At 38.3% G+C, this 15,659-nt stretch carries 12 protein-coding genes, 12 tRNA genes and 3 rRNA genes; all 27 read left to right on the forward strand.

Annotated features, from left to right (window positions below; all coding sequences use genetic code 11):
- Nucleotides 1-17 precede the first annotated feature (17 nt).
- The 27 genes from mnmG (at nt 18) to rplW (ending at nt 15,629) form a co-directional block, all read left to right on the forward strand.
- Nucleotides 18-1,871, forward strand: coding sequence for a tRNA uridine-5-carboxymethylaminomethyl(34) synthesis enzyme MnmG (mnmG, locus tag ACL_RS00315; RefSeq protein ID WP_012242035.1), 1,854 nt, complete (start codon nt 18-20; stop codon nt 1,869-1,871).
- Entirely contained in the window at nt 1,864-2,556 is a 693-nt protein-coding gene (rsmG, locus tag ACL_RS00320) for a 16S rRNA (guanine(527)-N(7))-methyltransferase RsmG (protein WP_012242036.1), read from the forward strand. Before mnmG ends, rsmG begins: the two co-directional genes overlap by 8 nt.
- Before the next feature lie 11 nt (nt 2,557-2,567).
- Nucleotides 2,568-2,738: a DUF951 domain-containing protein gene (locus ACL_RS07380; protein WP_012242037.1), complete on the forward strand. Its 171-nt coding sequence runs from the start codon at nt 2,568-2,570 to the stop codon at nt 2,736-2,738.
- A 282-nt stretch (nt 2,739-3,020) separates the two neighbouring features.
- A tRNA-Tyr gene (locus ACL_RS00325) sits at nt 3,021-3,104 on the forward strand.
- A gap of 185 nt (nt 3,105-3,289) precedes the next feature.
- Nucleotides 3,290-4,793, forward strand: a 16S ribosomal RNA gene (locus tag ACL_RS00330).
- A 170-nt stretch (nt 4,794-4,963) separates the two neighbouring features.
- Nucleotides 4,964-7,814 (forward strand): 23S ribosomal RNA (locus tag ACL_RS00335).
- Nucleotides 7,815-7,878: 64 nt separating this feature from the next.
- A 5S ribosomal RNA gene (gene rrf / locus ACL_RS00340) occupies nt 7,879-7,990 on the forward strand.
- Together the 16S, 23S and 5S rRNA genes with 12 tRNA genes alongside form the textbook arrangement of a ribosomal RNA operon.
- 28 nt (nt 7,991-8,018) lie before the next feature.
- Nucleotides 8,019-8,094: transfer RNA gene (locus ACL_RS00345), tRNA-Val, on the forward strand.
- Between the two features lie 8 nt (nt 8,095-8,102).
- Nucleotides 8,103-8,178, forward strand: a tRNA-Thr gene (locus ACL_RS00350).
- A gap of 7 nt (nt 8,179-8,185) precedes the next feature.
- Nucleotides 8,186-8,261 (forward strand) — tRNA-Lys (locus ACL_RS00355).
- 15 nt (nt 8,262-8,276) lie between these two features.
- Nucleotides 8,277-8,363, forward strand: a tRNA-Leu gene (locus tag ACL_RS00360).
- Nucleotides 8,364-8,385: 22 nt separating this feature from the next.
- Nucleotides 8,386-8,461 (forward strand) — tRNA-Ala (locus ACL_RS00365).
- Between the two features lie 45 nt (nt 8,462-8,506).
- Nucleotides 8,507-8,583, forward strand: a tRNA-Met gene (locus ACL_RS00370).
- A 4-nt stretch (nt 8,584-8,587) separates the two neighbouring features.
- Nucleotides 8,588-8,664, forward strand: a tRNA-Ile gene (locus tag ACL_RS00375).
- A gap of 22 nt (nt 8,665-8,686) precedes the next feature.
- Nucleotides 8,687-8,775: transfer RNA gene (locus ACL_RS00380), tRNA-Ser, on the forward strand.
- A 40-nt stretch (nt 8,776-8,815) separates the two neighbouring features.
- Nucleotides 8,816-8,892 (forward strand) — tRNA-Met (locus tag ACL_RS00385).
- Nucleotides 8,893-8,907: 15 nt separating this feature from the next.
- Nucleotides 8,908-8,983 (forward strand) — tRNA-Asp (locus tag ACL_RS00390).
- Between the two features lie 7 nt (nt 8,984-8,990).
- Nucleotides 8,991-9,066 (forward strand) — tRNA-Phe (locus ACL_RS00395).
- 94 nt (nt 9,067-9,160) lie between these two features.
- The gene (locus tag ACL_RS00400) at nt 9,161-9,523 is read left to right on the forward strand and encodes a YccF domain-containing protein (RefSeq protein ID WP_012242038.1); all 363 of its coding nucleotides are present in this window, start codon (nt 9,161-9,163) and stop codon (nt 9,521-9,523) included.
- 82 nt (nt 9,524-9,605) lie between these two features.
- Entirely contained in the window at nt 9,606-10,520 is a 915-nt protein-coding gene (locus ACL_RS00405; protein WP_081423626.1) for an NAD(P)-dependent oxidoreductase, read from the forward strand.
- A gap of 108 nt (nt 10,521-10,628) precedes the next feature.
- Nucleotides 10,629-11,477 (forward strand): DegV family protein, encoded by an 849-nt coding sequence (locus ACL_RS00410; protein ID WP_012242040.1) that lies wholly within the window; start codon nt 10,629-10,631, stop codon nt 11,475-11,477.
- A gap of 11 nt (nt 11,478-11,488) precedes the next feature.
- On the forward strand, nt 11,489-11,926 hold the full coding sequence (locus ACL_RS00415) for a MarR family winged helix-turn-helix transcriptional regulator (RefSeq protein WP_012242041.1): 438 nt from the start codon (nt 11,489-11,491) through the stop codon (nt 11,924-11,926).
- Between the two features lie 148 nt (nt 11,927-12,074).
- On the forward strand, nt 12,075-13,490 hold the full coding sequence (locus tag ACL_RS00420) for a hypothetical protein (RefSeq protein WP_041633711.1): 1,416 nt from the start codon (nt 12,075-12,077) through the stop codon (nt 13,488-13,490).
- Nucleotides 13,491-13,699: 209 nt separating this feature from the next.
- Nucleotides 13,700-14,008, forward strand: coding sequence for a 30S ribosomal protein S10 (gene rpsJ / locus ACL_RS00425; RefSeq protein WP_012242043.1), 309 nt, complete (start codon nt 13,700-13,702; stop codon nt 14,006-14,008).
- A 45-nt stretch (nt 14,009-14,053) separates the two neighbouring features.
- Nucleotides 14,054-14,692 (forward strand): 50S ribosomal protein L3, encoded by a 639-nt coding sequence (gene rplC / locus ACL_RS00430; protein ID WP_012242044.1) that lies wholly within the window; start codon nt 14,054-14,056, stop codon nt 14,690-14,692.
- An 11-nt stretch (nt 14,693-14,703) separates the two neighbouring features.
- Entirely contained in the window at nt 14,704-15,327 is a 624-nt protein-coding gene (gene rplD / locus ACL_RS00435) for a 50S ribosomal protein L4 (RefSeq protein ID WP_012242045.1), read from the forward strand.
- Nucleotides 15,327-15,629: a 50S ribosomal protein L23 gene (gene rplW / locus ACL_RS00440; protein WP_012242046.1), complete on the forward strand. Its 303-nt coding sequence runs from the start codon at nt 15,327-15,329 to the stop codon at nt 15,627-15,629. Before rplD ends, rplW begins: the two co-directional genes overlap by 1 nt.
- Nucleotides 15,630-15,659: the final 30 nt, after the last annotated feature.

Genomic DNA, 15,659 nt, shown 5'->3' on the forward strand with positions numbered 1-15,659 from the left:
TTTAAAGGAAGATATATATGATTTATGATGGCATTATTGTAGGTGCTGGACACGCCGGTGTCGAAGCTGCACTTGCTATGGCAAAAATGAAACTTAATACTTTACTCATTACAGGCGATCTAACAAAGGTTGCTACTTTGCCATGTAATCCATCAATTGGTGGACCTGCTAAAGGTATTGTAGTTAGAGAAATTGACGCACTTGGCGGTCAAATGGCAAAGTCAGCAGACTTAAGTCAAATTCAAATGAAGATGTTAAATCCTTCAAAAGGTCCAGCAGTTCGTGCACTACGCGCTCAAATTGATAAATTAAAATATCCTAAAGTGATGTTAGATGTGTTACAAAACACACCGAATCTAACTTTACTTCAAGGATTTGTTGACACATTAATTGTTGAAGACAATACCGTTAAAGGTGTAAACCTAGAAGATGGTAGTCAAGTATTTGCCCAAACTGTAATTATTACAACAGGTACATATTTAGGTTCTCAAATTTTAATTGGTCACGAAAAAACATCAAGTGGTCCAAATGGTGAACGTACAACACGTGGTATTTCTAATCAACTTAAAAACTTAGGTTTTGAAATGCTTAGACTAAAAACGGGTACACCACCAAGAATTGCTAGAGATTCTATCGACTATTCTAAAACTGTACCACAACCAGGTGATGGTGTTTTCCAAACATTTTCACATGATTCACCAATCACTGACTTAGGTCACCAAGAATTTAGCTACTTAATCCACACATCACCAGATACTAAAGATATTATATTTAATAACTTAGATGCATCAGCAATGTATGGTGGTGTTGTAGAAGGTGTTGGTCCAAGATACTGTCCATCTATTGAAGACAAATTTGTTAGATTTAAAGATAAAGACAGACATCAAATCTTTATTGAACCAGAATCCATGGATTTAAATGAAATGTATATCCAAGGATTATCCACATCGATGCCAAAACATATTCAAGAGCAAATGGTAAGATCTTTACCTGGTATGGAAAACGCACGTATTGTGCGTTATGCATACGCAATCGAATATGATGCAATTAATCCAAGACAACTCTATCAATCCTTAGAGACTAAAGTCATCCATAATCTATTTTGTGCTGGTCAAATTAACGGTACATCAGGTTATGAAGAAGCTGCTGGTCAAGGTTTAATGGCAGGTATTAATGCAGGATTAAAAGTACAGGGTAAAAAACCACTCGTATTAAAAAGAGATGAAGCATATATTGGTGTATTAATTGACGACCTTATTACTAAGGGAACTAGTGAACCATATAGACTTTTAACCTCACGTGCAGAACATAGACTGTTATTAAGAAACGATAATGCCGATATAAGATTAAGAGATTATGGCTATCAAATCGGTTTAGTCGATGATGCAACGTATGAAAGATTCGAACATAAGAAAATAGCATTAAAAGAAATGATTGAAAGAGCAAAATCAACAAAGATTAACCCAACTGAGGAAAATCTAAACTATTTAGCTTCGGTAAATTCAAGCCCGATTTATGAAGGCGTTACAGTCTTTAAATTACTTGAAAGACCTGAACTTAAGATAGAAACCCTTAAACATTTTTTACCATCAGACTATAATCATGAAATCTATGAACAATTAGAAATATATATTAAGTATGATGGATATATTGAAAAAGCTAGAAGAGAAGCGGATAAATTATTACGCTATGAATCTAGATTTATTCCAAACGATATTAATTATCATAGTATTCACAACATATCTGCAGAAGCTAAAGAAAAATTAAGTAAGATTAAACCAGAAACATTAGGTCAAGCAACTAGAATCCTAGGTGTTGGACCAACGGATGTATCCATGTTACTCGTTTATCTAGAAGCCAAGAATGCTTAATACATACATTACAAATATATTAGGCATCAAGTTAACCGAACAACAAAACGGGCAATTTGATGCCTATTATAACTTATTAGTAGCATATAATAAGCATACGAATTTAACACGTATTACTTCAAGAGATGATGCAGACATCAAACACTTTTTAGATTCCGTACTGATAAGTAAGTTAGTAGATTTAAATAAAGTTGTGACATTATGTGATATGGGTGCAGGTGCTGGGTTTCCATCGATACCTTTATTAATTGTTTTTCCTAATATTCAAGTGACTATTGTAGAGTCACAAATTAAACGTGTGCAGTTTTTACAAGAACTCAAACAAGCGCTTGGCTTAGAGTTTAATATCGTTCACGATCGTGCTGAAAACTTTAGCAGTAAAAATTATCAACAATTTGATATAGTAACCGCAAGAGCATTAGGTGAGTTAAGACTGATTTTAGAGTTTGGTGTACCAATGCTAAAAGTGGGTGGACATTTCATTGCACCTAAGGGAAGTAAGTTTGAAGAAGAACTTACATCAGCAGCACACGCAATTAAGGTATTAAATGTCGAATTAATCACACAAGACTTATTTGAACTTCCTTTAGAATCAGGGTTTAGAGCAAACCTATTATTTAGAAAAGAAAAACACGTATCTGGATATCCTAGACCGTTTCCAATCATAAAGAAAAAACCACTGTAAGGATTGATTATATGAGCAAGTATACAATCGGACAAATCGTAAAAACAAAAAAACAACATGTATGTGGATCCAAAGAATGGATAGTTTTAAGAGTTGGTGTAGATATGAAGCTCGAATGTAAGGGTTGTGGTAGACAAATCATGATGTTACAATTCGAACTTGATAAGCGATTAGTAAAATAAATCAGGTAAATTTTTACTCTAAGAATGGCTTTATAGATTCAAGTAATGGCTATAAATAGGTAAAAAAAACATAAATCATAAATTTATTCATTTTTTGTTTGACTTATGATTTGAAATGTCGTATCATGGTATTTGGCTTTTCCAGGGATTTATATAAATTGCGCCTATATATATTTATATATATGACGTAAAATATCTAAACTTTAGATTATTCGCCAAAAGATAATAAAATGGTTGCAATTTGACTTAAGTTAAGTTAGAATAATAAGGCAATCAAAAAACGGAGGGGTAGCGAAGTGGCTAAACGCGGCAGACTGTAAATCTGTTCCTAACGGTTCGGCAGTTCGAATCTGCCCCCCTCCACCATTCTAATTTATAAGTTTATAACGGCCTTGTGCATTTGTTGAAAAAAGTTGTTGACAAGGTTATTTTATAATGATAGAATGATTAAGCGCTCGAACAAAGAGACGCAAAATTGAGTCTTTGAAAACTGAATGATGATGAACAAGAGAAAACAAAAATAAGAGCTAAAATCAAAACAAAACATAAATTATATGGAGAGTTTGATCCTGGCTCAGGATGAACGCTGGCGGCGTGCCTAATACATGCAAGTCGAACGAAGCATCTTCGGATGCTTAGTGGCGAACGGGTGAGTAACACGTAGATAACCTACCTTTAACTCGAGGATAACTCCGGGAAACTGGAGCTAATACTGGATAGGATGTGTGCATGAAAAAAACACATTTAAAGATTTATCGGTTTAAGAGGGGTCTGCGGCGCATTAGTTAGTTGGTGGGGTAAAAGCCTACCAAGACGATGATGCGTAGCCGGACTGAGAGGTCTACCGGCCACATTGGGACTGAGAACGGCCCAAACTCCTACGGGAGGCAGCAGTAGGGAATTTTCGGCAATGGGGGAAACCCTGACCGAGCAACGCCGCGTGAACGACGAAGTACTTCGGTATGTAAAGTTCTTTTATATGGGAAGAAAAATTAAAAATTGACGGTACCATATGAATAAGCCCCGGCTAACTATGTGCCAGCAGCCGCGGTAATACATAGGGGGCGAGCGTTATCCGGATTTACTGGGCGTAAAGGGTGCGTAGGTGGTTATAAAAGTTTGTGGTGTAAGTGCAGTGCTTAACGCTGTGAGGCTATGAAAACTATATAACTAGAGTGAGACAGAGGCAAGTGGAATTCCATGTGTAGCGGTAAAATGCGTAAATATATGGAGGAACACCAGTGGCGAAGGCGGCTTGCTGGGTCTATACTGACACTGATGCACGAAAGCGTGGGGAGCAAACAGGATTAGATACCCTGGTAGTCCACGCCGTAAACGATGAGAACTAAGTGTTGGCCAAAAGGTCAGTGCTGCAGTTAACGCATTAAGTTCTCCGCCTGAGTAGTACGTACGCAAGTATGAAACTCAAAGGAATTGACGGGACCCCGCACAAGCGGTGGATCATGTTGTTTAATTCGAAGATACACGAAAAACCTTACCAGGTCTTGACATACTCTGCAAAGGCTTAGAAATAAGTTCGGAGGCTAACAGATGTACAGGTGGTGCACGGTTGTCGTCAGCTCGTGTCGTGAGATGTTGGGTTAAGTCCCGCAACGAGCGCAACCCTTATTGCTAGTTACCATCATTAAGTTGGGGACTCTAGCGAGACTGCCAGTGATAAATTGGAGGAAGGTGGGGATGACGTCAAATCATCATGCCCCTTATGACCTGGGCTACAAACGTGATACAATGGCTGGAACAAAGAGAAGCGATAGGGTGACCTGGAGCGAAACTCACAAAAACAGTCTCAGTTCGGATTGGAGTCTGCAACTCGACTCCATGAAGTCGGAATCGCTAGTAATCGCAAATCAGCATGTTGCGGTGAATACGTTCTCGGGGTTTGTACACACCGCCCGTCAAACCACGAAAGTGGGCAATACCCAACGCCGGTGGCCTAACCCGAAAGGGAGGGAGCCGTCTAAGGTAGGGTCCATGATTGGGGTTAAGTCGTAACAAGGTATCCCTACGGGAACGTGGGGATGGATCACCTCCTTTCTAAGGAGAAAGGCTAACTAACACTTAGCACAAGATGACTACTAGTAAGTAGTAATATTCTCTAAATTTGTTCATCATATTCAGTTTTGAAAGACTTAAAGTAATTTAAGTGTTTCAAGAAGTAAAGAAAGTCTTTGAAAAGTAGATAAATGATGTCTGAAAAGAAATAAGGTTAAGGAACAAAGGGCACACAGTGGATGCCTTGGCACCAAGAGGCGATGAAGGACGGAACTAACACCGAAATGCTCGGGGAAGCTGTAAGTAAGCGACGATTCCGAGATGTCCGAATGGGGGAACCCACTATGTTGAAGACATAGTATCTAACACACGTGTTAGAGGCAATACGTAGGGAACTGAAATATCTAAGTACCTACAGGAAAAGAAAGTAATAACGATTCTGTCAGTAGCGACGAGCGAACGCGGAGGAGCCAGATACCTAAGGTTACAAAATTATATAATAGATGAACGATGTGGGAAAATCGGTCGAAGAAGGTGAGAGCCCTGTAGTCGAAATTATATAATCCATGGTATCAGAAAGTAGGGCGGGACACGTGGAATCCCGTTTGAAGATAGGAGGACCATCTCCTAAGGCTAAATACTACTTGGTGACCGATAGTGAACCAGTACAGTGATGGAAAGGTGAAAAGAACCCCGGGAGGGGAGTGAAAGAGAACCTGAAACTGTGTGCTTACAATTAGTCAGAGCCCGTTAATGGGTGATGGCATGCCTTTTGTAGAATGAACCGGCGAGTTATGTTACATAGCAAGGTTAAGGATGAAGGTCCGGAGCCGAAGCGAAAGCGAGTCTGAATAGGGCGCTTAAGTTGTGTGATGTAGACCCGAAACTGGGTGATCTAGCCATGAGCAGGTTGAAGTAAGGGTAGTACCTTATGGAGGACCGAACCGCCGCCTGTTGAAAAAGGCTCGGATGACTTGTGGCTAGGGGAGAAATTCCAATCGAACTCAGAGATAGCTGGTTCTCCCCGAAATATCTTTAGGGATAGCGTCAACAAAATAGGTTTATCGAAGGTAGAGCACTGAATGTGTGATGGCCCCACCTCGGGGTACTGATCTCAATCAAACTCCGAATGTCGGTAAAGTAAGTTGGCAGTCAGACTACGGGTGATAAGGTTCGTGGTCAAAAGGGAAAGAGCCCAGACCGCCAGATAAGGTCCCAAAATATATGCTAAGTGGAAAAGGAAGTAGAGATGCACAAACAGCCAGGAGGTTGGCTTAGAAGCAGCCATCCTTTAAAGAGTGCGTAAAAGCTCACTGGTCGAGTGACTCTGCGCCGAAAATGTACCGGGGCTAAGCATATTACCGAAGCTGCGGATTTAAAAAGATTTTTTAAGTGGTAGGGGAGCGTTCCTAACAGCGGTGAAGCTAGATCGTGAGGACTAGTGGAGCGTTAGGAAGTGAGAATGCCGGTGTAAGTAACGAAAAGACAGGTGAGAATCCTGTCCGTCATAAACCCAAGGTTTCCAGGGGAAGGTTCGTCCGCCCTGGGTAAGTCGGGGCCTAAGGTGAGGCTGAAGAGCGTAGCCGATGGATAACTAGTAGAGATTCTAGTACCAGTGTAGTGACTGATGGAGTGACAAAGAAGGATAGGCGTCCACCCTTAATGGATTGGGTGAGAAGGATTCGAGGCTAGTACTTAGGCAAATCCGGGTACTGTTAAAGCTGAGAACTGATATAAAGACGTACGAGTTCATGCTTTCAAGAAAAGCTTCTAAGGTTAATCATTATACTGCCCGTACCGTAAACCGACACAGGTGGGTGAGTAGAATATATTAAGACGCGCGAGAAAACTGTTGTTAAGGAACTCGGCAAATTGACCCCGTAACTTCGGGAAAAGGGGGACTCCTTATGAAAACGAGGAGTCGCAGAGAAAAGGCCCAAGCGACTGTTTAGCAAAAACACAGGTCTCTGCAAAACCGTAAGGTGAAGTATAGAGGCTGACGCTTGCCCGGTGCTGGAAGATTAAGAGGAGATGTCAGGGTTAAACCGAAGCATTGAATTGAAGTCCCAGTAAACGGCGGCCGTAACTATAACGGTCCTAAGGTAGCGAAATTCCTTGGCGGGTAAGTTCCGTCCTGCACGAAAAGCGTAACGATTTGGGCACTGTCTCAACAACAGACTCGGTGAAATCAAGCTGCCGGTGAAAACGCCGGCTACCCGCGATTAGACGAAAAGACCCCATGGAGCTTCACTGTAACTTGATATTGAAACTGGGTGTAAGATGTACAGGATAGGTGGGAGGCTATGAAGATAGTACGCTAGTATTGTCGGAGCCAACGTTGGGATACCACCCTTCGTGCACTTAGTTTCTAACTTCTAGATGTGTAATCTAAAGGACAGTGTCTGGTGGGCAGTTTGACTGGGGCGGTCGCCTCCCAAAGAGTAACGGAGGCGCTCGAAGGTTACCTCAGAATGGTTGGAAATCATTCTATAGAGTGCAATGGCAGAAGGTAGCTTGACTGCGAGACCAACAAGTCGAGCAGGGACGAAAGTCGGACATAGTGATCTTACGGTACCGAATGGAAGGGCCGTGACTCAACGGATAAAAGTTACCCTGGGGATAACAGGCTTATCGCTTCCAAGCGTTCACAGCGACGAAGCGGTTTGGCACCTCGATGTCGGCTCGTCGCATCCTGGAGCTGGAGTAGGTTCCAAGGGTTGGGCTGTTCGCCCATTAAAGCGGCACGCGAGCTGGGTTCAGAACGTCGTGAGACAGTTCGGTCTCTATCTATCGTGGGCGTTGGAAATTTGAAGGGAGCTGTTCCTAGTATGAGAAGACCGGAATGGACGCACCCCTGGTGCACCAGTTAGTACGCCAGTACTACAGCTGGGTAGCTATGTGCGGAAGGGATAAACGCTGAAAGCATCTAAGCGTGAAGCCCCCCTTAAGATGAGATTTCCCAATTAGTAAGACCCCTCAAAGACTATGAGGTTGATAGGCCAGGTGTGTAAGTACAGCGATGTATTCAGCTTACTGGTACTAATAGGTCGAGGACTTAACCTTTCGTGATGATTCGCATCACATTCTTTTCAGAGAAAATCATTTATCTAGTTTTGAGAGCATTATGTCTGGTGACGATGGCAAGATGGTTCCACCTGTTCCCATCCCGAACACAGAAGTTAAGCATCTTAGCGCCGACGATAGTTATTACAATTAGCGAAAATAGGACGTTGCCAGGCATATCATCTCAATTTTATACCATTTTTTGGAGGATTAGCTCAGTTGGGAGAGCACCTGCCTTACAAGCAGGGGGTCGGCGGTTCAAGCCCGTCATCCTCCACCACTTTACAAGCCGAAATAGCTCAATCGGTAGAGCAACTGATTTGTAATCAGTAGGTTGCGGGTTCAATTCCTGTTTTCGGCACCACTACAATGTCCCGTTAGCTCAGGTGGTAGAGCACTTGACTTTTAATCAAGGTGTCGATGGTTCGAGTCCATCACGGGACACCACTTTTATAATTTAATGCCCGGGTGGTGAAATCGGTAGACACGCAGGACTTAAAATCCTGTGGCATAAAAGCCATGTCGGTTCAAGTCCGACCCCGGGCACCACTAAAAAATTAATTAAATTGTTGGGGCTTTAGCTCAGCTGGGAGAGCGCCTGCCTTGCACGCAGGAGGTCAGCGGTTCGATCCCGCTAAGCTCCACCAGTTTACGATTTTAATCAAGTATCAAAAAGTTTCTAACCAATATATGGCGGTGTAGCTCAGCTGGCTAGAGCGTGCGGTTCATACCCGCAAGGTCGAGGGTTCAAGTCCCCCCGCCGCTACCAGTACGGACCCGTAGCTCAGTTGGTTAGAGCTACCGGCTCATAACCGGTCGGTCGTTGGTTCGAGTCCAACCGGGTCCACCAGTATTAACTTTTAAATAAACGTGGAGGAATACCCAAGAGGCTGAAGGGATCGGTCTTGAAAACCGACAGGGTGTAAAAGCCGCGGGGGTTCAAATCCCTCTTCCTCCGCCACTACAATTTTAAAACCAGTTATGGTATAATAACAACATATCGCGGGATAGAGCAGTCTGGTAGCTCGTCGGGCTCATAACCCGAAGGTCGATGGTTCAAATCCATCTCCCGCAACCAAATAAAATTTAAAACGGTCCGGTGGTGTAGGGGTTAACATGCCTGCCTGTCACGCAGGAGATCGCGGGTTCAAATCCCGTCCGGACCGCCATTTTAGTGGCTCTGTAGCTCAGTCGGTAGAGCAGTGGCCTGAAGAGCCTCGTGTCAGCGGTTCGATTCCGCTTGGAGCCACCACTTATGAACTTAGTAAAGTCTGTTAAATACAGGCTTTTTTTATTGTTTAAGTATAGAGTTTTGGTATAATAGGTTTAAAATAAAGGGGAAAGTTATGAAAATATTAGGAAATATTATTTGGTTCATCTTTGGTGGCTTGTTTGCAGGACTCGCTTGGTTCATTTTAGGTATACTTTTATGTATTACCATTATTGGTATTCCAATTGGATTACAGTTTTTCAAGTTTGCACAATTGGTTATCTGGCCATTTGGTAATGATGTGAACATAGATTTTAATAAACATCCAATTCTAAATATCTTATGGATCATCTTCTTAGGATGGGAAACAGCACTAGGTTACATCTTTATAGGTGCAATATTTTGTATGACTATCATTGGTATCCCTTTTGGGTTACAATGGTTTAAACTATCTAAATTAGCACTCATTCCATTTGGTGCAACGATAAAGTCTACTTAAAGGTAGGCTTTTTATTTGGTAAATTCTGGGTTTGGGTGTAATGTCTATCGTTATTTGATATACTAATGTATAGACAATATATATGAAATATATACTCCATATTAAAAATATAATAACTATAATTAAAAAGAAGAGGTATGAGATGAATATAGGATTAATAGGAACAGGCATCATGGGAAGTCCAATTGTAAGACATCTTGCTGAAGGTGGTCATACATTAACGGTATACAATAGGACAAAAGAAAAAGCAGAAAAACTTTCAGATGTTGCTTATGTTGCATCAACGATAGAAGAACTAACGCAAAAATCAGACATTATATTTATGATTGTTGGTTATCCAAAAGATGTAGAAACTGTAGCACTTGAAATATTTAAAACAGCTAAACTAAATACAATCATTGTAGATATGACAACATCATCACCATCACTTGCAGCATACTTATATGATATGGCTAAAGAAAAAGGCCTACACATGATGGATGCACCTGTAACTGGTGGAGAAGTTGGTGCTATAGCAGGTACACTATCTATTATGGTAGGTGGCGATGAAACAAACTTTGACATCATCAGCCCTTTACTAGAAACCTTTGGTAAAACAATCCAGTATATGGGCAAAGCTGGTAATGGACAACGCACCAAGTTAGCAAATCAAATCGCAATAGCAGGTGCACTTGCAGGTACAGTAGAGAGTTTATATTATGCAAACTCACTGAATCTAGATCTTACAAAAGCATTTGAAATCTTTATGGGTGGTAGTGCATCAAGTACTCAGATGAAGACCAACGGTCTACATATGATTAATAAGTACTATGAACCAGGATTTTACATTAAACATTTCTTAAAGGACTTAAATTTAGCGATCGAATCAAGCGTTAAACATTTAGAAGTTACAGTTAAAGTACGAGATATGCTAGAAGTATTAGTAGATAATCACCATGAAAATAAAGGTACCCAGGCACTCATACTATATTACCTAGATAATTTGGCGATTTTATAACAATATTCGCTTGATTATTCATTTAATAGTATGAATTTTCATAATTATGTGATACACTTAATCTATAAAATATATTTTGATACTCAAAGTATTTTAAGGGAGAAAATTATGAAAAAAATAGCAGTCGCAGTATTATCTACATCTGGAATGGATTATCTAAAAGAAAAAGATCAAACAGAAATTATAAGACTTACCGTATTCTTTGATGGAAAAGAATATGTAGACCATACAGAAATTAAATCTGATGAGTTCTATACAATGATGGTGGATAAACCAAACGCAGATATTCATACATCACAAGTATCAACCGGTAAATTCCAAGAAGTATATGAAAAAATTAGAGACAAGGGTTATTCAGACCTGATTGTTGTATCTATTTCATCGAAGTTAAGTGGTACTTATCAAGGTGCTTTACTTGCTCGTGATTTGGTAGAAGGTCTAAATGTTGAAGTGATTGACTCAAAAAGTGTTTCATTTGGAGAGTTTGTATTAGCTAGAAAAGCACTTGAACTGATTAAACAAGGTAAGAATGTAACTGAAATTGTATCTAGTTTAAATGATTTAAGATCAAAAGTTAAGATTTATGTTTTAGTAGATACACTTAAGTATCTAGTAAAAAATGGAAGATTATCTGCAGCAGCAGGTTTAATTGGAACATTACTAAAGATCAAACCACTTCTAAAAATTATGGAAGACGGTTCACTTAAACCTTTTGAAAAAATTAGAACAACTACTAAAGCTCAAAAAAGAGTATTAGAAATCATCTTAGAAGAAACTAAAGACAAAGATGTTGAGTATTATATAGCTTATACAACTAATTTAAGTAAAGCCGAAGAATTAAAAGAAGAATTAGTTGCTGCAAAACCAAATGCAACAGTGACAATCATTCCACTTACACCAGTTGTAGGTGCACATGCTGGACCTGGTACTATTGGTCTGGGCTATTTTGAAATTTAAGGAGCGTATAAATGCCATCTGCAAAGGAAATTATTAATACATTACTTGTTGACGTATTCAACCACATCTTAAGAATTGAAGAAGAAAAACTTAAAGAAAATAATGTTAAGTTATCAATGACTGAAGTACACGTACTTGAAGCAATTAGAAATACCGAGATTCCGACCATGGGTGAGGTTGCTAAAAGATTGCGTGTCACATTAGGTACTTTAACAACTTCCATTAATATTTTAGTTAGAAAAAAGATGGTATACAGATATTCCGATGATAAAGACAGACGTAAAGTATACTTAAAATTAACAGATGATGCACTTAAAGTTCTAACAATTCATGATAACTTTCATGAGGATATGATTACCTCATTATTTCATGACACAGACATAGAAAATGATGAAGTATTATTGAAATCATTGGAAAATATTACAACTTATTTCAAGTCAAAATATTAATTTGAAAAAACTATATGAATAGTCCCACAAAGCGAAGTTAGATATCAAAGATCTAACTTCTTTTTTGTAATATAGACAGTTTTTAGTATAATGATATGTAGTTTTTTTTGCAAAAAAACTATAGAAACTTTGTATAAGGGAGTACGCATTGAAAGAAAATTTTATCAGAGGAACATACCTCGAAGTAGATTTTGACAAACAAATCATAACACATCAACAAGATGTAGAAACCATCAAAAATATATTGAATGATATCATCAACACCAAGAATGAAGCATATATTAATAGGTATCATCAGGGATTTTTAGATATTAACGATCCGGATATACTGGATACACTACCTAAGATAGTAGAAATGCTTGAACAACAATTTATAGAGTCTATCAAAGTAAACTCTACGCTATCAAGCGTGATATCCAACTTTATTATAAACTTGGAAGTTTTATCCAGTTATCATGAAGATATAATAAGTTATATGTGGGAAATACTAGATGAAATGCACACTAGAATGTATTATAGTCTACTAGATAGTCAAACAAAGTTAGTAATTGAAATGAAAAATTTTCAACCCAAATACTTATTTGATTTACCAGATAATGTTATAGGCATACTTTATAAAGATAGACCAAGTTCATTAGAAATTGATATTCTGGATTCAAAATGCATCGCATGTTTGGCATCAAGAGATACCTATAAAATAGGTAGTAGTTATAAATTTAAGAAATATGATTTAGGATTACTACCGGGTTTAGAACTTGAATATACTAAACTAACTAGAAAAGACAGAGGCAAATTCCAGTTAGGACTAGCCATACATAAGCTGTCGCAAATACATAAAGCCAAGCATGTAGATCCAGATTTTGTTATAGTAGAACCAGAAAAAGGATATATTCAAACCTCTGGTGTTGCTTGTCTAGCAAGGAGACAGGTGTTTTATAAGAAATTATTTGAAACCTTTCCAAATAGTGATATACTCATTACTTTACCAAAGCTAGAATTACTTGATGTATACTTTAGTCAAGGTAATGAAACGAAACTAGATGTAACAACTATCACTAATCATTCAAATATTTATGAAATTGAACTAAAATCAGCATTTAAAACACCAAATGATCGTGTATGTATTACAATTCCTGATATTGAAGACGTCAACGAATTCAATCAAATAAAGAAATATCTAGAACATTTTAGTATTAAAAAGTTTGGATATAAGTTAAAAATTGGCTTAGAGGTAAATACAGAGTATAGTAGTTTGAATTTATCAGCTTTCAAAGGTTTTGAGTACGCCATCATAGATTTAGATAAAAGATTTGAATTATTACTACCGGATGAGGTCAATAGTATTAAATATGCTTTACAACATTCGGATTTAAGAAATATATTGTATAGAAAATCTAAAAGAACCTATGCGATGGGAAAAGATCTATATAATCCAGACTTTGTACAAAAACTCATATATAGAGGATTTAGAAAATTTACAATAAAACCCGAACTTTTTCCACTATATAGTGAGATCATTTATCGATATAATCAAGGTGAGAGATTATACGGTAAAACAGTGTGAAAATACCACATTTTAAACATAAAGATATACAAAAAGACAAAAAAGGGTTGCAATAAAAACTCTTTTTTTATATAATAATAAGGCTTGCGTAAATACAAGTAAAGCGTTGATCTGGAAGGTTGTTGATACACTGATAGCCGTTGTCGAGGTATCGAGTATTTCCAGGGAGTAAAGTCTATGCAAGGATTATAGGCGAAAGGAGAATAAAAATGGCAAAAGATATTATTAAAATCAGTTTAAAAGCATACGATCACAGATTAATTGATCAGGCTGCTAAGAAGATTATTGAAAGCGTTGAAAAGACAGGGGTAGTAGTCCAAGGTCCAATTCCGCTTCCAACTAAAAAAGAAATCTTTACTGTGTTAAGAAGTCCACACGTCAACAAAGACAGTCGTGAACAATTCGAAAGAAGAACACATAAGAGATTAATTCAAATCTTAGATCCAAATTCAAAAACAATCGATGCTTTAATGAGAATTGATTTACCATCAGGAATTGACATCGTTCTGAAAAAATAAAACAGATGTTACAAGGCTAAAAAATAAAAAGAAAGAGGAAAGACAATGGCCAAAGGAATCTTAGGTAGAAAAATTGGAATGACACAAATTTTCGATGAAAATGGTGTATTAATTCCTGTCACTGTAATTGATGTTGAAGGCAACGTTGTACTACAACAAAAAACTGTTGAAGTAGATGGTTACCAAGCAACTCAAGTTGGATTTGAATCCAAACGTGAAAAATTAAGTAACAAGCCTGAATTAGGGCACGTGAAAAAAGCAAATACTGCACCTAAGCGCTTCGTTAAAGAAATTCGATTTGATGCGCTTAATAATGAACTGTTAGCTTTAGAAGTAGGAACGGAAATTAAAGCTGACTTATTCACAGCAGGAGAAGATGTAGACGTAACAGGTACATCAAAAGGTAAAGGCTTCCAAGGTAACATTAAACGCCACAACCAATCAAGAGGACCTATGACTCACGGTTCTAGATATCATAGAGGCGTTGGTTCATTAGGAGCTATTAAAGGAAACATGAAGGGTAAAAACTTACCTGGACAAATGGGTAATGAACAAGTAACTGTTCAAAACTTAAAAATTGTTGCGGTTGATACAGAAAATGATTTACTACTAGTATCTGGTTCAGTACCAGGACCTAGAAAAGGGTATGTCGTTGTAAGAAGCGCAATTAAGAAAGGTAACTAAGGAGAATAATTATGCCAACATTAAATTTATTCAATCAAGCTGGTGAAAAGATTTCTGAAGTTGCTTTAAATGACGCAATCTTCGGTATCACACCTAACCAACAAGTGCTATATGATGTTGTCAATGCTCAACGCGCAGCGTTAAGACAAGGTACAGCAAAAACGAAGACTCGTGCTGAAGTCCGCGGTGGTGGTAAAAAACCATGGAGACAAAAAGGTACAGGTCGTGCACGTCAAGGTTCAATCCGCTCACCACAATGGAGAGGCGGCGGGATCGTTTTCGGACCAATCCCAAGAAGTTATGCTGTGAAAGTTAACCAAAAAGTTAAGCAATTAGCTTTAAAGAGTGCACTTTCATATCATGTACTAGCAGAAAATTTAGTTTTAGTAGACAACATTACAGTTGCTGAGCCTAAAACAAAATTATTCATCGAAATTATGAACAACTTAAAACTAGACGATAGATCAATCGTGTTAGTTGACAGTGTTGATAAAAATTTATTACTAGCATCAAACAACCTACCAGGAGCAGTTGTTAGAGAAGTATCTCAAGTATCAGTATATGAGTTACTTAAGTTCAAACAAGTGGTCTTGACACAAGGTGCTGTTAAATACTACGAGGAGGTATTAGTATAATGGCTAAAGTAGTAGAAGCTAAATATTATGATTTATTACGCGCGCCGATTATTACTGAGCAATCAATGAAACTCGTCGAAGATAGTAATAGATACACATTCAAAGTACCTAAAACTGCAAACAAAGTTGAAATCAAAAAAGCAGTTGAAGCAGTCTTTGGAGTTGAAGTACTAAAAGTTAACACCATTACTGTTTTACCTAAACGTAAAAAAGTTGGTAAGTATGAAGGTTTAAAGCCAGGATACAAAAAAGCGATTGTCCAGCTTAAAGAAGGACAAAAGATTGCTGCATTCGCAGTTTAATCAATAGTGAAAGATATAGGAGAATTAACT

Source organism: Acholeplasma laidlawii PG-8A, assembly GCF_000018785.1.
GTDB lineage: Bacteria > Bacillota_I > Bacilli_A > Acholeplasmatales > Acholeplasmataceae > Acholeplasma > Acholeplasma laidlawii.

What these genes read in the sequence shown, in the direction of transcription:
- rplW (WP_012242046.1), top strand. Translation starts at nt 15,327, where the DNA reads ATGGCTAAAGTAGTAGAAGCTAAATATTATGATTTATTACGCGCGCCG.
- mnmG (WP_012242035.1), top strand. Translation starts at nt 18, where the DNA reads ATGATTTATGATGGCATTATTGTAGGTGCTGGACACGCCGGTGTCGAA.
- ACL_RS00400 (WP_012242038.1), top strand. Translation starts at nt 9,161, where the DNA reads ATGAAAATATTAGGAAATATTATTTGGTTCATCTTTGGTGGCTTGTTT.
- rpsJ (WP_012242043.1), top strand. Translation starts at nt 13,700, where the DNA reads ATGGCAAAAGATATTATTAAAATCAGTTTAAAAGCATACGATCACAGA.
- ACL_RS00405 (WP_081423626.1), top strand. Translation starts at nt 9,606, where the DNA reads ATGAAATATATACTCCATATTAAAAATATAATAACTATAATTAAAAAG.
- ACL_RS00415 (WP_012242041.1), top strand. Translation starts at nt 11,489, where the DNA reads ATGCCATCTGCAAAGGAAATTATTAATACATTACTTGTTGACGTATTC.
- rplD (WP_012242045.1), top strand. Translation starts at nt 14,704, where the DNA reads ATGCCAACATTAAATTTATTCAATCAAGCTGGTGAAAAGATTTCTGAA.
- ACL_RS00410 (WP_012242040.1), top strand. Translation starts at nt 10,629, where the DNA reads ATGAAAAAAATAGCAGTCGCAGTATTATCTACATCTGGAATGGATTAT.
- ACL_RS07380 (WP_012242037.1), top strand. Translation starts at nt 2,568, where the DNA reads ATGAGCAAGTATACAATCGGACAAATCGTAAAAACAAAAAAACAACAT.
- rplC (WP_012242044.1), top strand. Translation starts at nt 14,054, where the DNA reads ATGGCCAAAGGAATCTTAGGTAGAAAAATTGGAATGACACAAATTTTC.
- rsmG (WP_012242036.1), top strand. Translation starts at nt 1,864, where the DNA reads ATGCTTAATACATACATTACAAATATATTAGGCATCAAGTTAACCGAA.